We start from the raw sequence: 16048 nt of genomic DNA, 5'->3' as shown, positions 1-16048 counted from the left end.
CGCCCGCGAAACCTGGCAGTAACTTACCTGCGAGTAGCTGTGGCCCGGCTCGGCACGACCCCCCACCCGTCGTTTCTCTCCCCCAGGAGGAACCGTGCTCCGCCCTGCCCGGAATTCCCGGCACCTCCGGAATTCCACCGCGCTCGCCGCGGTCGCCCTCGGCGCGGCCCTGGCGCTGACCTCCACCAGCGCCCAGGCCACCACGCCCGCCCCGAAGCACTACGTGGCGCTCGGCGACTCCTACGCCGCCGGCGCCGGTGTGCCCGGCCAGTCGGCCGGACTCTGCCTGCGCTCCGACCACAACTACGGCCACCTCGTCGCCGGCGCCCTCAAGGCGGGCACCTACACCGACGTGACCTGCGCCGCCGCCAAGGTCAAGCACATGACGCAGTCCCAGTACGACGCGTTCATCAAGGTCAACGACCCGCAGTTCGACGCACTGACCGCCGACACCGACCTGGTCACCCTCGGGATCGGCGGCAACGACCTCGCCGCCAGCGACCTCGGTCTCGGCGAACTGGTCGCCACCTGCATCGCCGGCGCGGTGGTCAACCCGCTGGGCACGCCCTGCAAGGACGTCTACCACCACGGCTACTGGGACTGGAGCACGTGGTCCTGGCAGTACGGCAACGACGACCTGGCCGAGCGGATCCGCACCACGATCGCCCCGCAGATCGCCACCACCCTCCAGCAGATCCACGCCAAGGCCCCCAAGGCCAAGGTGCTGCTGGTCGGCTACCCGTCCGTACTGCCCGCCGACGGCTCGGCCTGCATCCTGCGCCAACCGGTGACGCCGGGCGACGTCGAGTACATGTACGGCGTGCTCAACAAGCTGAACGCCGCCATGAAGTCCACGGCGGCGGCCAACGGCGCGACGTACGTGGACACCGCGACGCCGACGGTCGGGCACGACGTCTGCTCGGACGACCGCTGGATCGAGGGCGCGCTGCCCGGCTCGCCCGCCGTGCCGTTCCACCCGAACGCGACGGGCGAGAAGGCGATGGCGGACGCGGTGCTCGCCGCGCTGCGGTAGCCGCGCGCGGACCCGCCACGCCGGCCCCGCGCCGCGCAGGCCCCGCGCAGACGGCCCCGTGCACGCGACCCCGGAAAGCCCCGAGGGGCCGGTGACCAGACCCCGGTCACCGGCCCCTCGGCCCGCCCGTCGCGCGCTATTCCGGCTCGGCGGCGGTGGCGGAGGCGGTGGCAGTGGCGGTGGCGGCGGCCAGCCCGGCCGACCACTTCTCCTCGACGTTGCCGAACTTCCAGTAGGCGATCGCCGCCGCCCAGGTGAGCACGAACAGCCCGACGATGGCGTAGCCCACGAAGTTGAGGTCCAGCCCGCCGACCCAGGCGATCGGCCCGCTGGTGATGTCCAGCTTCTCGCCGAGCAGGCCGATCAGCTCGATCGAGCCGATGACCAGCGCGACCAGCACCGACAGCCCGGTGACGGTCAGGTTGTAGTAGATCTTGCGGACCGGCTTGGAGAAGGCCCACTCGTAGGCGAAGTTCATGAACGAGCCGTCGATGGTGTCCAGCAGGCTCATCCCGGCCGCGAACAGGATCGGCAGCGTGAGCAGCGCGTACCAGGGCAGCGAGAAGGCCGCCGCGCCGCCCGCCAGCACCAGCAGGGACACCTCGGTGGCGGTGTCGAAGCCCAGGCCGAACAGCAGGCCGACCGGGTACATGTGCCAGGGCTTGGTGACGGCCCTGGTCACCCGGCCGAGGATCCGGTTCATCAGCCCGCGCCGCTCCAACTGGCGCTCCAGCTCGGCCTCGTCGTACTCGCCCTCGCGCATCCGGCGGAAGACCTTGAGGATGCCGTTGAAGGCGCCCAGGTTGATCAGGCCGAGCAGCAACAGGAAGGTGCCGGAGACGGTGACGCCGATCAGGCCCGTCATCTCGTGCAGCGTCGAGTCGTCGGACTCCACCTGGCCGGCCAGCGAGCGGATGCCGAAGGCCAGCAGTGCGCAGAGGCCGAAGACGATCGAGGAGTGCCCGAGCGAGAACCAGAAGCCGACCGACAGCGGCCGCTTGCCCTGGCCCATCAGCTTGCGGGTGGTGTTGTCGATGGCCGCGATGTGGTCCGCGTCGAAGGCGTGCCGCATGCCGAGGGTGTAGGCGGTCAGGCCCATGCCCGCACCGAACACCTGGCCGCCGACGGTGTAGTGCTCGGGGGCGACGAGCGCGAGCAGGGTGAACCAGCCGACGACGTGCAGCGCGAGGATGAACCCGCCCATTCCGGCCAGGCGGATCCATTCCTCACGGGTGAGTCGGTGGCGCCAGCGAGGGGCGGTCATCGGGTGTCCTTTCGGCGGTACGGGCTGAGCTGGGCCATCTTTCCGCCTGGACGGACGCAGTTGCAAGTCATGCGCAATTACGGTTTGCTCTCCGCCCACCCCGACATCCCCACGATCCGTACAGGGCCTCGTCACCTCCCGGGACTTACTCCGGCCCCTCTACGCGCGGATACTGCCGTTCTACGCGCGAAAACTCGGGCGCCGAACACCTCGACTCCCCACGGAGGAACGGCACATGACGATCCGCATTCGAACTGTCGCGGCCCTCTCCGGCGCGGCGCTGCTCGCGGCCGGCCTCACCACCCTGGCCCCCACCGCCACCGCCGCCCCGGCCCCCGCGACCGCCGCCGTCAGCGCCACCCCGCACCGGGTGCTGTTCGACAACAGCAAGGCCGAGACCGCCGGCAACGCCGACTGGATCATCAGCACCAGCCAGCCCGACCCGCTCACCCAGAACCCCGACCCCACCACCGAGAAGAGCTGGACCGGCGCGCTGTCCGCCTGGGGCGTCGCCCTGCAGAAGACCGGCCAGTACAGCCTCAAGACCCTCCCGTCCGGCTCGACCATCACCTACGGCACCGGCGGCGCGCTCGACCTCGCCAACTTCGACACCTTCGTCGTCCCGGAGCCCAACATCCGGTTCAGCGCGGCCGAGAAGACCGCGATCATGAAGTTCGTCCAGAACGGCGGCGGACTCTTCCTGATCTCCGACCACACCAACAGCGACCGCAACAACGACGGCTGGGACTCGCCGAAGATCATCAACGACCTGCTGACCAGCAACGGGGTGAACAACAACGACCCCTTCGGCTTCTCGGTCGACCTCCTCAACATCACCACCGACAACCCGCGCGCGGTCGGCGACGCCACCGACCCCGTCCTGCACGGCTCCTTCGGCACCGTCACCGGCTCGATCCTGCGCAACGGCACCACCTTCACCCTGAAGCCCGCCGACAACCCCTCGGTCAAGGGCCTGGTCTACCGGACCGGCTACAGCGGCAACACCGGCGCCTTCTTCGTCACCAGCACCTTCGGCTCCGGCCGGGTGGCCATCTGGGGCGACAGCTCCCCGATCGACGACGGCACCGGCCAGTCCGGCAACACCCTGTACAACGGCTGGAACGACCCGGCCGGCACCGACGCCGCCCTCGCCCTCAACGCCACCGCCTGGCTGAGCAAGGCGTGACCACCGCGCAGCGCCCACCGCGAAGGGCGTGACCGCTGCGCAGCGCTCACCAGGAAAACGGCCGCTTCCTCCCCTAGGGTCGGAATGCCGACGCCCGCGGCGCGCACGTACGGCCCACCAGCCGCACGGTCGGCGCGCCGCGGGCCCGTCGGCGCCCACCCGGCCCGGGACCCGATGGGAGCGGCCATGCCGTCCTACCCCTTCCACACCACCCGCGAGGACGTCCGCATCCCGCTGCCCGACGGCACGCAGCTGGCCGCCCGCCTGTGGCGGCCGGTCACCGACGAGCTCGTCCCCGCACTGCTGGAGTACTCCGGCGGCCGCCTCAGCGACCGGACCGCCGCCGAGGACGCCCGGCGCCACCCCTGGTACGCCGGGCACGGCTACGCCACCCTGCGGGTCGACACCCGCGGACACGGCAACTCCGCCGGCACCCCCGGCGAGCCCGGCGGCGAACAGGAGCTGACCGACGGCGCCTTCGTGGTCGACTGGCTCGCCCGCCGCCCGTACTCCACCGGGCGGGTAGGCCTGCTCGGGGTCGGTGCGGCCGGCACCGCCGCGCTGCGCCTGGCCGCCCGGGTGCCGGAGATCGTCGGCGCCGTGGTCACCGCCTGCCCGGAGGGCGGCCACCGGCTCGGCGGCGCCGTCCTCGCCGCCGACCTGCACACCCGGCTCACCGCGCTGGTCGCCGACGCCGCCCTGCCGCCCGACCCGCGCCACGTCGGCGACGTCTGGCGCAGCCGCTGGCTGACCCGGCTGGAGGCCCTGGAGCCGCCCGTCGACACCTGGCTCGCCGCCGGCGAGACCACCGTGCCCGTCTCCGTCCCCACCTTCGCGATCGCCGGCTGGGGCGACCCGTCCTGCTCCTTCGTGCTGCGGCTGCTCGCCGAGTCCCCCACCGCGCGCGCCCTGATCGGCCCCTGGCCGCACGGCCTGCCCGAGGACGCCCTGCCCGAGACGCTGCGCTGGTGGGAGCACTGGCTGCGCGGCGCCGACACCGGCGCCGTCAAGGAACCCGCCCTGCGCAGCTGGATCGGCACCCGCTGGACCGGCGACGACGCCTGGCCCTCGCCCGACGTCCGCGAGATCCACTACGGCCTGGACGGGCCGCTGCGCACCGCCGGCACCGCCGCCGACGACCGCTTCGTCCACGTCCGCTCGCCGCAGCACACCGGCCTCAACGCCGGTGCCTACGTTCCGCACGGCCGCCCCGCCGACCGGCCGCCCGACCAGCGCGAGGAGGACGGCCGCTCGGTCTGCTTCGACTCCCAGCCGCTGCCCGAGCCGCTCGAACTGCTCGGCGCCCCGACCGTGCGGCTGCGGCTGCGCGAGGGCGGGCCCCCGCCCCTGGTGGCGGTCCGGCTCTGCGCGGTCGGCCCGGACGGCACCTCGGAGCTGGTCACCCGGGGCGTCCTGGTCGCCGAGGGCCCGGACGTCGAGGTCGAGCTCGCCGCCTGCGGCTGGACCTTCCCGGCCGGGCACCGGCTGCGGCTCGCCTTCTCCTCCGTCTACTGGCCGTGGGTGTGGCCCCCGGCCGAGGACGGCGGGTACGCCCTCGACCCGTCCCGCTCCACCCTGAGCCTGCCCGTCCGCCACCTCGCCGCCGACGTGGGCGCCGCGCCGGTCACCTTCTCGACCCCCTCGCTGCCCGATCCGCTCGACGTCCACCTCACCGAACCGCTCACCGCCCGGCCCGAACACCTCACCGTCCACGACATCGGCCGGCACGAGTGGCGCACCGAGCTCTCCCCCGCCTCCGACGGCACCCGGACCCACCCCGACGGCCTCGTCCGCGACGAACACACCGTCACCGCCTACCGCGTCCTCACCGACGCCCCGCTCAGCGCCCAGGCCCGCACCGACCACACCGTCCGGCTGGAGCGCCCCGACATCGGCTGGGACGTCACCGTCCAGACCCGCGCCCAACTGCGCTGCGACGCCGGGCACTTCCTCAGCATCGTGCAGCTGCGGGCGCTGGAGGCCGGATCGGTGGTGTTCACCCGCGAGTGGCAGCACCGGGTGCCCCGGGAGAGGCCATCAAAGTAAGCCTTATGGAGTTTGCCTCTACCTCTCGACACCCTTATAAATGACCCCATGAAGACCCTTGGCCTGATCGGTGGCATGAGCTGGGAGTCCACCGCCGAGTACTACCGCCTGCTCAACGAACTCACCCGCGACCGCCTCGGCGGACTGCACTCCGCCCGGCTCGTGCTCCACTCCGTCGACTTCGCCGTCATCGAGCAACTGCAGACGGCCGGGCGCTGGGACGAGGCCGGCGAGGTCCTGGCCGCCGCCGCCCGCTCACTGGAGGCGGCCGGCGCCGACCTGCTGCTGATCTGCACCAACACCATGCACAAGGTCGCCGGCCACGTCGAGGCGGCGGTCTCCGTCCCCCTGCTCCACCTGGCCGACGCCACGGCGGCCGCCGTACGGGCGGCGGGCCTGCGCCGGGTCGGGCTGCTGGGGACGGCGTTCACCATGGAACAGGACTTCTACCGGGGGAGGTTGGCGTCCGGAGGCCTCGACGTCCTCGTCCCGGACGCCGACGCGCGCGCCCTGGTCCACCGGGTGATCTACGAGGAACTGTGCGTCGGGGTGGTCCGGGAGGAGTCCCGGGCGGCGTACCGGCGGGTGATCGGGGACCTGGTGGCGGCGGGCGCCGAGGGGATCGTCCTCGGCTGCACCGAGATCGAACTGCTCGTCCGGCAGGAGGACAGCCCCGTCCCGGTGTTCCCCACCGCCCGTCTGCACGCGGAGGCTGCCGTCGCCGCCGCACTCGGCGACCGGTGACGGGAAAAGCGCTTGCGCAGAAGGGCGTTCAAGCAGCAAGATCTTCCCCGACCGAGGCATCGTCAGAGGAGGTGAGACCCGTGAAGGCTGTATCGACGCGGGTGCTCCCCCTTTCCGTCACGGTCGGCAACTGACGTAGGCGTCGCCGGGAGCGCCTTCCCCCAGCAAGGCCCTCCCGAAAGGCAACTGCCATGAATACTTTCCGGTTCACTGCCGATTCCGTGTCGAACGGCATCCGCGAGCGCAACTTCACCGTGGACGGCGTCCCCGGCGTGCTCTGGTCCCCGGCCACCGGTGCCGACCGCGCCCCGCTCGTCCTGATGGGACACGGCGGCGGCAACCACAAGAAGCACCCCGCGATGTCGGGCCGCGCCCGGCTGCTCGTCGACGGCCACGGCTTCCACGTCGCCGTCCTCGACGCGCCCGGGCACGGCGACCGGCCGCGCACCGCCCACGACGAGGCGGAGATCGCCGACATGTTCCGGGCACGGGCGGCCGGCGAGCCCGAAGGCCCGATCGTCGTCCGCTACAACGACCACCTGGCGAAGCTCGCCGTGCCCGAGTACCACGCGACCCTGGACGCCCTCCAGCAGCTCCCGGAGATCGGCGCCGACGGGCCGGTCGGCTACTGGGGCATCAACATGGGCACCGCGATCGGCGTGCCCTTCGTGGCGGCCGAACCCAGGATCACGGCCGCGGTCTTCGGCCAGCACTGGCCCGACACCCTGGCCGAGCACGCGAGGCGGATCACCGTCCCGATCGAGTTCGGCCTGCAGTGGGACGACGAGCACATCTCCCGCGCGGACGGCCTCGCACTGTTCGACGCCTTCGCCTCGACGGAGAAGTCCCTGCACGTCAACGCGGGCAAGCACAAGGAGTTCCCGCGCTTCGAGGCCGACAGCGCCGCCCGCTTCCTCGCCCGCCACCTCGGCAGGCCCGCCGGCTGACCGCCGGCCGGTGGTGCCCCGCCCCGGTGGCGCCCCGTCCTCACCCGGGCGGGTCATCACCGGGGCGGGCGGCCCGACTCGAAGGGCCGTCGTGGGGATCACCCCTCCTCCGGCACCTCCACGATCAGCAGGGTCCCCCGGCTGCCCGCCCGCACCGCGTGCCACGCGCCGGCCGGGACGACGCACAGCTCACCGGCCCGCAGGGTCGACTCCTCGCCGTCCACCGAGAGTTCGAGACTCCCCACGGCGACGAACAGCACCTCGGCCGTCCCGTGCGCCTCCGCTTCCAGCTCCCGCCCGTCCATCCGCAGGACCTTCACCGCCGCCGTCCCGACCCGCCCCAGCACCTGGGAGCGCCAGGCCTCGGGCAGCCGTGCCGCCCGCTCGTTCACATCCACCAAGCTCATGGCCCTGGACGCTATCCGTCCCGGGCGGTCGATTGGTTGACCGTTCGGTAAAACCTCACGATGATCGCTCCGGTGAAGGCACGCACGCTCTACCACGACCTGCTCGACCACGACGGGCCGGCCGCCGACGACATCGACCGCTGGCTCGGCCAGGCGGCCGCCGCGGACTACCGCGCACGCCTGCGGACGGCCGCCGGCCACGGCTCCGCCTGGTGGGGCGACCAGGAGCACCACGGACCGGCGCTCGTCGAGGAGCTGTACGCGCTCGGCCGGGTCGCCGACGTCCTGCTGCTCGACCCGCGACCGGACGACTACCTGCGGGCGTTCACCGCCCTCGGGATGACGCCCTTCGACGGCCTCGTGCCCTTCGACCCCTTCCTGCACGAGATCGTCGACGTCGAGCAGGCCGCGGACCCGCAGGCGCCGATCGAGGTCCTGGAGGTCCACCGCCCCGGGCTGATGCTCGGCGAACTGCTCTTCAACCGCGCCCGGGTACGGATCCGGGCCGGCGCCGCGCACGCCGAGCGCGGGGTCGCCGACCGCTTCCCGCTCTACTGGACGTTCCGCCGCGCCGACCGGCCGGTGCACGACCTCTCGCACAGCTGGGGCAGCAACTCCCAGTGGAGCACCGACTTCCGCCTCGACTACCGCACCCCCGGCGGTGACCACCTCAACGTCGCCGAGGACGGCTCGGTCGACGGCCGCCCCGACCTCGGCCACTACCAGGAGCTGGCCCCCGAGGAGCAGCTGCTCACACCGGCCGAGCGGCGCGAACTGCTGCGCAACCGCTGCCTGCTGCGCACCCCGCAGGCGGCCGCCGAACTCGCCGCCTCGCCCGGCTGGGAGGACGAACTGTTCCCCTACGCGTGGCGGCTGCCGGCCGGGGAGTCGTGATCGGCCGGGGAGTGGTGATCGGCCGCTGAGGCGTGATCGGCCAGCACCTCGCCGATCACGTACCGGGCGATGCCGGTCATCCGCGGGTTGGTCCGGCGGTAGTAGGCCAGCTCCATCAGCGCGACGGACAGCGCCCAGCCGCGACCGCGGGCCCAGGTGGCGCCGTCGGCGGCCACCGCCGTCCGGAAGGCGGCGCGGGCCGGCCCGGGGAGCACGTACCAGGCGGCGATCAGGTCCACGGCCGGGTCGCCCAGGCCCGCGCAGCCGAAGTCGATGACGGCGCTCAGTCGGCCGCACCCGTCCACCAACAGGTTGCCGGGCTGCAGATCGGCGTGGATCCAGACCGCCGGACCGGCGTGCCCGGGGGCGTGAACGGCCTCGTCCCAGGCGGAGGTTGCGGCCGCGACGTCGATGACGTCCGGGAGTTCCGCGATCGCCCTCCGGACCGCACCGTCCCGCTCCGGCAGGGACTCGCTGCGGTAGGAGGCGGGGCCGCCGGTCGGGTCGACCCGGCGCATCGCGGTCACGAAGGCCGCCAAGTCGGCGGCCAGCAGGGCGGGTTCGGCCACCGCACCGGCCACCGGGTTCGCGCCGTCGAGCCAGCGCAGGACCGACCACGGCCACGGGCAGCCGTCCACCGGTCCTCCCCGGGCCACCGGGGCGGGCACCGCGACCGGAAGCTCGGGCGCGAGGCGCCGAAGCCAGTCCCACTCCTTGTCGATGTCCTCGACGGCCCCCGGGATCCGCGGGACGCGCACCACCAGGTCCGCGCCCAGCCGGTACATCGCGTTGCTCGTCCCGGCCGTGGTCACCGACGCGACCGGCAGGCCCGCCCAGTGCGGGAACTGGGCGGCGACCATCCGGCGGACCAGGGCGTCGTCGATGTCGATCTCGTCGGCGTGCATCGCGGGGAAGGAGGACATGGTGACCGAGCCTGCCGGGCCGGCGGCGCTCCCCGCAAGCGAATTGTCCGCCGCGGAGACCACCCTCGGGGACCACGCGCAGAGACCACCCTCAGGACCACCCTCGGCGGCTACCAGGCCACGTCCTTCCCCTGGTGGTCCAGGAAGCGCAGGCCGGGCTCGCCGCGGTGGCGCTCGATCGTCTCCACCACGCCGGGAACGCTCTCCTCCACACTCAACTCGGCTTCCATTCCGCCGAGTTCGGTCCGCACCCAGCCCGGGTCCATGAGCAGCAGGCTGCGCCCGCCGCCGGCCTGGCGGACGGCGTAGCAGCGCATCAGCTGGTTCAGCGCGGACTTGCTCGCCCGGTACAGGTCCTGCCCGCCCTCGGTGTTCAGGGCGATGCTCCCCTGGTCGGACGACATCACCCCGATCGTCCCGGCGGGCGCGACCAGCGGCCCGAGGACCTCCACGACGCGCATCGGGCCGAGCGCGTTGGTGACCATCACCTCGGTGAACATCTCCGTCGGCACCTCCCCGATCGGCAGGTCGCCGCGGGTGACGGCGGCGTTGACGAAGAGCAGGTCGAGGGTGCGCCGGGCCAGCCGGTCACGGAGGGCCGCGATCTGCTCCGGGTCGGTCATCTCCAACGACTCGACGGTCACCCGCCCGTCGGCGGACTCGGCCAGTTCGTGCAGGCCGGTGCGGCGGTCGCCGCGCACCGTACCGATGACGTCCCAGCCACGGCGGACGTACTCCGCGGCGATCCCGAGGCCCAGGGTGCGGGAGGCGCCGATCACGAGGGCGGTCCTGCGCGGCGCGGCCGCGAGGTGCCGTTCTTCACTCTTGGGTCGAACTTCACTCATGGGTCGAGTCTCCGGGCGGCCGGGCCGGGCGTCCAATGCCCTTCCGGGCGCATTGATACCGTGCGGGCATGGACCTGGACCTGCGCAAGCTCCGCTACTTCGTCGCGGTGGTCGAGCACCGCCGGTTCGGCCGGGCCGCCCAGGAGTTGTTCATCACCCAGCCCGTCCTCAGCCGACAGATCCGGGCGTTCGAGCAGGAGTTGGGCTGCCGGCTCTTCACCCGGACCACGCGCAGCGTCGAACTGACCGCCGCAGGGCGGCAGTTGTACCAGGAGGCAGCACGGATCACCGCCACGGTGGACGCCGCCCTGCAGCGGGTCCGGGAGGCCGCGCGGGGCGAGCAGCGGCTGGTCGTCGCCTTCTCCCCCGGCCTGCACGTGTCGGAGGCGATCCGGGCGTACACGGCACGCCACCCGGAGGTCGGGATCGACGTCCTCCCGTTGCGCTGGTGGGAGCAGGACGCCCCGCTGCGCGACGGCCGCGCGCACGTCGGCCATCTGCGGCGGCCCTTCGACGACACCGGGCTGCACACCGTCCCGACCGGCCGGGAGACCAAGGTGGCCTGCCTGCCGGTGACGCATCCGCTGGCCGGCCGCCGCACGCTCACCGCGGCCGACCTCGACGGCGAGCCGATCCTCGACGCCAGGAAGCGTCGGACCTCCTCGCTGGACGAGAAGTTCGAGCTGATCGCCTCCGGGCAGGGCATCGCGCTGGTGCCGCTCAGTGTCGCCGGCTCGTACTCCCGCCCCGACCTGGTCTACCTGCCGGTCACCGACTCGCTGCCCGTCGAGACCTGCCTGGCGGTGCCGGAGGGCGGTCGCACCGGGCCGGTGGCGGACTTCCTGGCCATCGCCGCCGCCACGCTGCGCCGCCGCCCCTCCGACGGCACGCCGGCGTCCGCGACCGCGCTCCCGCCGGCGCCCGAACCCGCAACCGCGACCACACCTGCAGCCGCGCCCGGGCCCCGCCCCGCAGCGGCTCAAGCCCGGACCGCGAGGTCCTGACCGCCCACCACCTTGAGCAGCCGCAGCGCCTCGTGCGAGGGCGTCCCGGGGGCCCGGGTCGGTGAAGAAGCGCCAGATCAGGTTGCGCTCGCCGGGCGGCAGCGCGGAGAAGTCACCGAGCAGCACGGCCGCCATGGCGTTCCAGGCGAGGAGGTCGCGGGCGGCGCTGGTGACCATGGCCGGGGTGTCGTCGAGCCGGTCGAGCAGGTGCAGGACGCCCGGCCGCAGCTCGCCGAGGCCGGGCCGGGCCGAGCGGCCGGTTCTTCGCCCCGGAGGGCGGCACCTACCCCTGGTAGGCCCCCGCGGCGATGAGTCCGGGCAGCTCACGCATGTCCCGGAAGACGACGGTGCCGGGCCCGGCCAGCCGCTCCGCCGCCGTGACACCGCCCGCGTAGCCGAGCGCGCGCATCCCGGCGGCGCGGGCGGCCGTGACACCGGGAGCACTGTCCTCGATCACGACGCAGGCCGTTGGGTCGACGCCCATGCTCCGCGCCGCGTGCAGGAACAGGTCGGGCGCGGGCTTGCCGTGCCGGACCTCGGTGGCGCTGAAGATCCTTCCGGCGAAGCGCTCGTACAGCCCGGTCCGGCCCAGGGTGTGCCGCATCTTCTGGTGCGTGCCGCTGGAGGCCACGCACACCGGCAGGTCGATCGCGTCCAGCGCCTGCGGCAGGCCGTCCACCGGGGTCAGCCCGGCGTCCACGGCCTCCGCGTGCAGGGCCTGGAAGCGCTTGCCCCACACCGCCGCCGTCTCCGCCCCGAGCCGCTCGGCGACCAGCGCGTTGTTGACCGCCTCCGACCGCCCGACGAACCGCTCGATCGCCTCCGCCTCGCTCAGCGGCCAGCCGTACTCCTCCCCCAGCCGTACCAGCACCCGTACGGCGATCACCTCGCTGTCCACCAGGACGCCGTCGCAGTCGAATATCACCAGCTCAATCGGCTTGATCATCCGGCCAGCATAGGCGCGGCCCCAACCCGATCAGGAGCCAGGCGCCGTCCCGGGGATGCTGTCCGGCAGGCCCACCGGGTTCGAGCACGGGTAGTCCGCCACGACGGCCCTGGCGACCTTCAGCGCGATGTCCAGGACCGCCCGGTGGCTCCTGTCCGACGGCTGGGCGTACGTGCCCCTGTTGACCTGAACCCCCACGTACGGCTGGGCCGCGTTCTCCGGGTTGTCACACCGGAGCCCCAGGCCCACTTCGTTCTGCCCGACCCACCCTTGCACGTCCACACCGAAGTCGAGCCGGTGGTCGTGTGCCCCCGAGCCCGTGCCGTAGACATGCTGCTTCATCTCGGACTCGTCCATCGTCTGTACGTCGATCCGCACGAGGGAGTCCTCCGCGGTCCGACGGACCTCGCACCTCTGGTACGCCGCGGTCGGGCGGAGCCGCTTCCGAATGTCGACCCGCCATTCACCGTCGTATGTCCAGTCGTCCTCGACGAACGTCCCGTGCGCGTCATCCGCCAGGGGCTTGAGGTCCGCCCGGGTGAGCACCGACCAGCAGGCACCCGCGGGCAGTTCGGCGGGGGCGTGAGCCGACCGCCACCACCACCCGAGCCCGGCGAGGACCACGGCAGCGACCCCGACGGCGAGCCACCGCCGCCGGAGCCGCCTGCCCTCAGCCATTGACAGCCCTGGTGACCAGCCCGGCACCGCCGGTCGCGCCGTCCCGCGCCGCGTCCGCGGCCGCCGTGGACAGCACCTCGATCTGCTGCGGGTTCAGCCCGGTCCCCTGCGCCACGTTCTCCACCGCCTTCTTTGCTGCGGAGCCGAGCCCGTTGAAGCCCGCAACGTCCGCGGCCGTGGCCGGGTCCGCGGTGTTCGGATCGACGTGGTAGCCCGACGTCAGCTGGTCGATGAAGTAGTTCGCCGGCAGCGACATGCCCTTACCGATACCGGGAAGGTCCCCCAGCAGCCTGCCGCCGGTCATGGCCCAGACCGCCTTCCCCCACATGCCGTTCTGGTCGACGGCCTTGTTGTACGCGTCCGCCTCGCCCTTCATCTCGTCCACCAACCCGGCGGTCCGGCCCGCAGTGAGGATCCCGCCCACCTCGCCGCCGGAGTGCGCCGCGTTCCTCACAGCCTGGTCGAACTCGGCGCCGTAGGTGTCCCGGTGCAGCATCACGTCCTGGATGCGGGCCGTCGTGTAGGCCTGCTGGGCCTGGGCGACGGCCCCGAAGGCGTCGGGGTTGCGGCCCAGCGCCGCCAGCAGCTTCGCCGTGTTGCCCGGGTCCAGGTCCGCCTTGGAACCGTAGGTCGTCAGCGAGTGGTCATGCGGGCTCATCGCCCCCTGCACGTCCCCCATGTAGGCAGCGGTCAGATGGCCCAGGCTGGGCGCCAGGTCCGCGAGGTCGGCGCCCTTGCGCAGCAGCTTGGGGCCGTCCCCGCTCCCGAAGCGGTCGACCACGTCCTTCATCACCGCAGCCTGCTCCGGCGTGTGCGGCGACAGCGGAGTGTCCGGCGACGCGTCGGGGGCACGGCCTGTGGTGGCCGCCTCCAGCGCGTGGCCGAGGGCGATCAATTCCGGTGACTCCGCGTGGCCGCTCGCAAGGTAGTCATTCCCCTTCGAGATGTCCTGGAGTGGCGAGCGGTCGCCCCCCACGGTCAGCGCCTTGAGGTAGGTGTTGTCCTGGCCGATGGCCTTGACGGAACCGTCGAGGTTGTAGGACGTCGCCCGGTCGTGGAAGAACTGGGTCGCGGCCGGCGGATTGTGCGCGAGCGCGTCCAGCACACCATTCATCGGGTTGAAACCGCCCGCTTGGGGGCCTTGCGCGTAACCCAGCAGCTTCATCCGGTCCAGGTCGGAGTGGAGCCAGGGCGTCGAGGTGAAGAAGCCAGGCATCTCACTGAGCTGGGTGACGTGTTCGGCCACCGGATTGAGGAAGTGCGCGTCATACGTTCCGGTCCGCAGAATGTTCGCCAGGATCTGGTAGCCGTACGGCTGGACGCTGCCGCTGACCCGGTCGCCGCGCGGGAGGATCTCCGTCCTGGTGGCTCCGGCCCGGCGCAGGCCCGCCTCCCACTCGTCGGACAGGTGAGGGAAGTTGTGGCTGTCGGTGGCGGTGGCCAGCGCCATGCCGAGGTTCGCCTGGAGGTCTGCGACGGCCTGCGGCCGCCTGCCTCCCTGGTCCGCCGAGGCGACGGCCAGCTGGCCGTAGTACTTGAGGAAGCCGTCCGGTCCGAGCCCCTGGTAGAAGGCGGTGGTGAACTGCGGGTTGTTGGCGTTGGCTTTCAGGGTCTTGTTGAGCTCGTCGAGTTGGGCGTCGGAGAGGTTCCCGGCCAGTTTGAGGAGGTCCGCCGCCTTCTTCCCCTGCTCCTCCGGTCCCGTCGACGGCTGGAAGGCGGTCTTGCTCTTCCCGGTGGCGCCGCCGAGCGCCGCGGCGGCCGCGGTATCGGCTGCCTTCGCCCGGGCAACGGCCTTCGCTATGTCCTGGCCCACCGACTCGGCGAGGGCCTTGTAGGTGGTGGTGTAGGTCGGGTCGTGCTTGTCGGATTCGCTCGTCGGCGCGGGCCAGCTGATGTTGACGCCGTCCGCGTCCACCGTCAGGGAGTTGTCGACGGCCCTCTTCAACGCCGCGTCCAGGTCTGCCCGGGCAGCGGCGAGCTCGGTATGGGCGTCCCGCAAGGTCTTGCCGATCGCGCTGGCCTCCTCGAAGGCCGCGTCGAGTTCGTTGCGGGTCTTGGTGATGGAGGCGGCGGCCCGCTCGGCCGCGTCGCCCCGCCAGTTCGATCCCTGCAGCGGCGTGAGGATGTCGCCGGTGAAATCGGAGGAGAGTTTCCAGTCGCGCGTCAGCGACTCGAAGGCCGTGGCCAGGGTATCGATGCCCTTGAACGTCTCCTGACGCAGGTCGGAGTAGGTACTCATGTCACCGACCTCAGTTCGTCTTCAAGTTCTGAGCGTTCACCTGTTCGGCACGCGCGTACTGGTCGGCGTTGCTGGTCAGACCGGCGGAGATGTCCGCGATCGCCTGACTCGTCGTCTGTGCCTGCGCCTGCCACATCTCGTGTGCGGCCTGGACCGCCCCGACGACCGCCCAGTCCCTGGACATGCCCTGGAGGCTGCCCTGGAGGTCCTTCCAGACGCCTTTGGTGGCCTGGTCGAACTCGGTGTGCAGGGTGCCCGCGCTGGCCCCCGCCTTGCGCAGCGCCTCCGGACTGACCTTCACCGTCGGCCCGCTGGGGGGCGCCGTGGATGCCGGTGGCGGCGTCCATCCCGGCGCCGCGGCGCCCGAGGCCGCAGCTGCGAGGTCGGGGAACTGCTTCTTCGCGTCCTCCGTCAGGTTCCCGGAACTGTCGAAGAGCCACGGATTCACCCGTCGCTCGAAATCCAGGTCAGTCATGTCTCGCCGCCCCCGAAACCGCGTGCTTGATGTCGCCGTGCGCCGCCACCAGCGGCGACCTCGCGTGACAGGTGATCACGCCGGCGAATCGCCCACCCGTTCGCCGCAAGTCCGCAGCCTAACAATCGACCATAGGTACGTATGAAATCCGTACAAAAGTTGAGCGAAACCTGAGCCAGGCGCTCCCCTGCAGTCACCCTTCCACCGCGGTGTCCCACGCGCAGCCGACAGGGCCCGGCGGCGGAAGCCACCGGGCCCTCGGGGGGCGTCAGGCGGTCTGGACGGAGGTGTCGTCGATCACGAAGCTCGTCTGCAGCGAGGTGTCCTCGACGCCGTTGAACTTCACGGTGACCGTCTGGCCCGCGTAGGCCGAGAGGTCGAAGGTGCGCTGCTGGTAGCCGGCCGCGGCGTCCACGT

14 protein-coding genes and 2 pseudogenes are annotated in these 16048 nt (G+C 72.3%); 7 read left to right on the top strand and 9 right to left on the bottom strand.

The genetic code is table 11. The annotated features are described in order from the left end of the window. Window positions 1-94: 94 nt before the first annotated feature. The gene (locus ACIGG8_RS42010; RefSeq protein ID WP_396553852.1) at window positions 95-1033 is read left to right on the top strand and encodes an SGNH/GDSL hydrolase family protein; all 939 of its coding nucleotides are present in this window, start codon (window positions 95-97) and stop codon (window positions 1031-1033) included. Between the two features lie 136 nt (window positions 1034-1169). On the opposite strand, the gene ACIGG8_RS42005 is transcribed toward ACIGG8_RS42010, so the two are convergent. Next, window positions 1170-2297, bottom strand: a complete 1128-nt coding sequence (locus ACIGG8_RS42005) for a HoxN/HupN/NixA family nickel/cobalt transporter (RefSeq protein WP_396553851.1) — start codon at window positions 2295-2297, stop codon at window positions 1170-1172. A 114-nt stretch (window positions 2298-2411) separates the two neighbouring features. On the opposite strand from ACIGG8_RS42005, the pseudogene ACIGG8_RS42000 reads away from it, so the two are divergent. The 4 genes and pseudogenes from ACIGG8_RS42000 to ACIGG8_RS41985 all read left to right on the top strand — a co-directional run. After that, window positions 2412-3480, top strand: a pseudogene (locus tag ACIGG8_RS42000) (hydrolase); the annotation flags it as partial. A gap of 189 nt (window positions 3481-3669) precedes the next feature. Beyond that, window positions 3670-5529, top strand: coding sequence for a CocE/NonD family hydrolase (locus tag ACIGG8_RS41995; RefSeq protein WP_396553850.1), 1860 nt, complete (start codon window positions 3670-3672; stop codon window positions 5527-5529). Window positions 5530-5577: 48 nt separating this feature from the next. Continuing rightward, window positions 5578-6273, top strand: a complete 696-nt coding sequence (locus ACIGG8_RS41990) for an aspartate/glutamate racemase family protein (protein WP_396553849.1) — start codon at window positions 5578-5580, stop codon at window positions 6271-6273. Between the two features lie 191 nt (window positions 6274-6464). Continuing rightward, the gene (locus ACIGG8_RS41985; RefSeq protein ID WP_396553848.1) at window positions 6465-7220 is read left to right on the top strand and encodes an alpha/beta hydrolase; all 756 of its coding nucleotides are present in this window, start codon (window positions 6465-6467) and stop codon (window positions 7218-7220) included. A 98-nt stretch (window positions 7221-7318) separates the two neighbouring features. Here ACIGG8_RS41985 and ACIGG8_RS41980 read toward each other — a convergent pair whose 3' ends face one another. Then, window positions 7319-7627: a cupin domain-containing protein gene (locus tag ACIGG8_RS41980; RefSeq protein ID WP_396553847.1), complete on the bottom strand. Its 309-nt coding sequence runs from the start codon at window positions 7625-7627 to the stop codon at window positions 7319-7321. Between the two features lie 60 nt (window positions 7628-7687). Between ACIGG8_RS41980 and ACIGG8_RS41975 the strand changes: the two genes are divergently transcribed. Beyond that, window positions 7688-8521 (top strand): hypothetical protein, encoded by an 834-nt coding sequence (locus ACIGG8_RS41975; protein WP_396553846.1) that lies wholly within the window; start codon window positions 7688-7690, stop codon window positions 8519-8521. On the opposite strand, the gene ACIGG8_RS41970 is transcribed toward ACIGG8_RS41975, so the two are convergent. Together ACIGG8_RS41970 and ACIGG8_RS41965 are read right to left on the bottom strand one after the other, a co-directional pair. Continuing rightward, entirely contained in the window at window positions 8488-9444 is a 957-nt protein-coding gene (locus tag ACIGG8_RS41970; protein ID WP_396553845.1) for an aminoglycoside phosphotransferase family protein, read from the bottom strand. The two genes, ACIGG8_RS41975 and ACIGG8_RS41970, sit on opposite strands and share 34 nt — an antisense overlap. A gap of 110 nt (window positions 9445-9554) precedes the next feature. After that, complete coding sequence (locus ACIGG8_RS41965) at window positions 9555-10289, bottom strand: SDR family oxidoreductase (RefSeq protein ID WP_396553844.1); 735 nt, start codon at window positions 10287-10289, stop codon at window positions 9555-9557. 68 nt (window positions 10290-10357) lie between these two features. Here ACIGG8_RS41965 and ACIGG8_RS41960 point away from each other — a divergent pair, with 68 nt between their 5' ends. Further along, window positions 10358-11293: a LysR family transcriptional regulator gene (locus ACIGG8_RS41960; RefSeq protein ID WP_396553843.1), complete on the top strand. Its 936-nt coding sequence runs from the start codon at window positions 10358-10360 to the stop codon at window positions 11291-11293. A gap of 30 nt (window positions 11294-11323) precedes the next feature. Here ACIGG8_RS41960 and ACIGG8_RS41955 read toward each other — a convergent pair. The 5 genes and pseudogenes from ACIGG8_RS41955 to ACIGG8_RS41935 form a co-directional block, all read right to left on the bottom strand. Then, a pseudogene (locus tag ACIGG8_RS41955) lies at window positions 11324-11620 on the bottom strand (transcriptional regulator); the annotation flags it as partial. Beyond that, complete coding sequence (locus ACIGG8_RS41950) at window positions 11577-12239, bottom strand: HAD family hydrolase (protein ID WP_396553842.1); 663 nt, start codon at window positions 12237-12239, stop codon at window positions 11577-11579. The gene ACIGG8_RS41950 and the pseudogene ACIGG8_RS41955, both read right to left, overlap by 44 nt. Window positions 12240-12269: 30 nt before the next feature. Continuing rightward, window positions 12270-12785 (bottom strand): hypothetical protein, encoded by a 516-nt coding sequence (locus ACIGG8_RS41945; RefSeq protein WP_396553841.1) that lies wholly within the window; start codon window positions 12783-12785, stop codon window positions 12270-12272. A 124-nt stretch (window positions 12786-12909) separates the two neighbouring features. Continuing rightward, entirely contained in the window at window positions 12910-15156 is a 2247-nt protein-coding gene (locus ACIGG8_RS41940; RefSeq protein ID WP_396553840.1) for a hypothetical protein, read from the bottom strand. Window positions 15157-15166: 10 nt separating this feature from the next. Then, entirely contained in the window at window positions 15167-15631 is a 465-nt protein-coding gene (locus ACIGG8_RS41935) for a WXG100 family type VII secretion target (protein ID WP_396553839.1), read from the bottom strand. Between the last annotated feature and the right edge of the window lie 417 nt (window positions 15632-16048).

The organism is Kitasatospora sp. NPDC085464 (assembly GCF_044541955.1).
Classification (GTDB): domain Bacteria; phylum Actinomycetota; class Actinomycetes; order Streptomycetales; family Streptomycetaceae; genus Kitasatospora.
This window is presented reverse-complemented; position numbering and strand designations above follow the sequence as displayed.

What these genes read in the sequence shown, in the direction of transcription:
- ACIGG8_RS41975 (WP_396553846.1), top strand. Translation starts at nt 7,688, where the DNA reads ATGATCGCTCCGGTGAAGGCACGCACGCTCTACCACGACCTGCTCGAC.
- ACIGG8_RS41940 (WP_396553840.1), bottom strand. Translation starts at nt 15,156, where the DNA reads ATGAGTACCTACTCCGACCTGCGTCAGGAGACGTTCAAGGGCATCGAT.
- ACIGG8_RS42005 (WP_396553851.1), bottom strand. Translation starts at nt 2,297, where the DNA reads ATGACCGCCCCTCGCTGGCGCCACCGACTCACCCGTGAGGAATGGATC.
- ACIGG8_RS41980 (WP_396553847.1), bottom strand. Translation starts at nt 7,627, where the DNA reads ATGAGCTTGGTGGATGTGAACGAGCGGGCGGCACGGCTGCCCGAGGCC.
- ACIGG8_RS41995 (WP_396553850.1), top strand. Translation starts at nt 3,670, where the DNA reads ATGCCGTCCTACCCCTTCCACACCACCCGCGAGGACGTCCGCATCCCG.
- ACIGG8_RS41985 (WP_396553848.1), top strand. Translation starts at nt 6,465, where the DNA reads ATGAATACTTTCCGGTTCACTGCCGATTCCGTGTCGAACGGCATCCGC.
- ACIGG8_RS41950 (WP_396553842.1), bottom strand. Translation starts at nt 12,239, where the DNA reads ATGATCAAGCCGATTGAGCTGGTGATATTCGACTGCGACGGCGTCCTG.
- ACIGG8_RS41960 (WP_396553843.1), top strand. Translation starts at nt 10,358, where the DNA reads ATGGACCTGGACCTGCGCAAGCTCCGCTACTTCGTCGCGGTGGTCGAG.
- ACIGG8_RS41965 (WP_396553844.1), bottom strand. Translation starts at nt 10,289, where the DNA reads ATGAGTGAAGTTCGACCCAAGAGTGAAGAACGGCACCTCGCGGCCGCG.
- ACIGG8_RS41935 (WP_396553839.1), bottom strand. Translation starts at nt 15,631, where the DNA reads ATGACTGACCTGGATTTCGAGCGACGGGTGAATCCGTGGCTCTTCGAC.
- ACIGG8_RS41990 (WP_396553849.1), top strand. Translation starts at nt 5,578, where the DNA reads ATGAAGACCCTTGGCCTGATCGGTGGCATGAGCTGGGAGTCCACCGCC.
- ACIGG8_RS41970 (WP_396553845.1), bottom strand. Translation starts at nt 9,444, where the DNA reads ATGTCCTCCTTCCCCGCGATGCACGCCGACGAGATCGACATCGACGAC.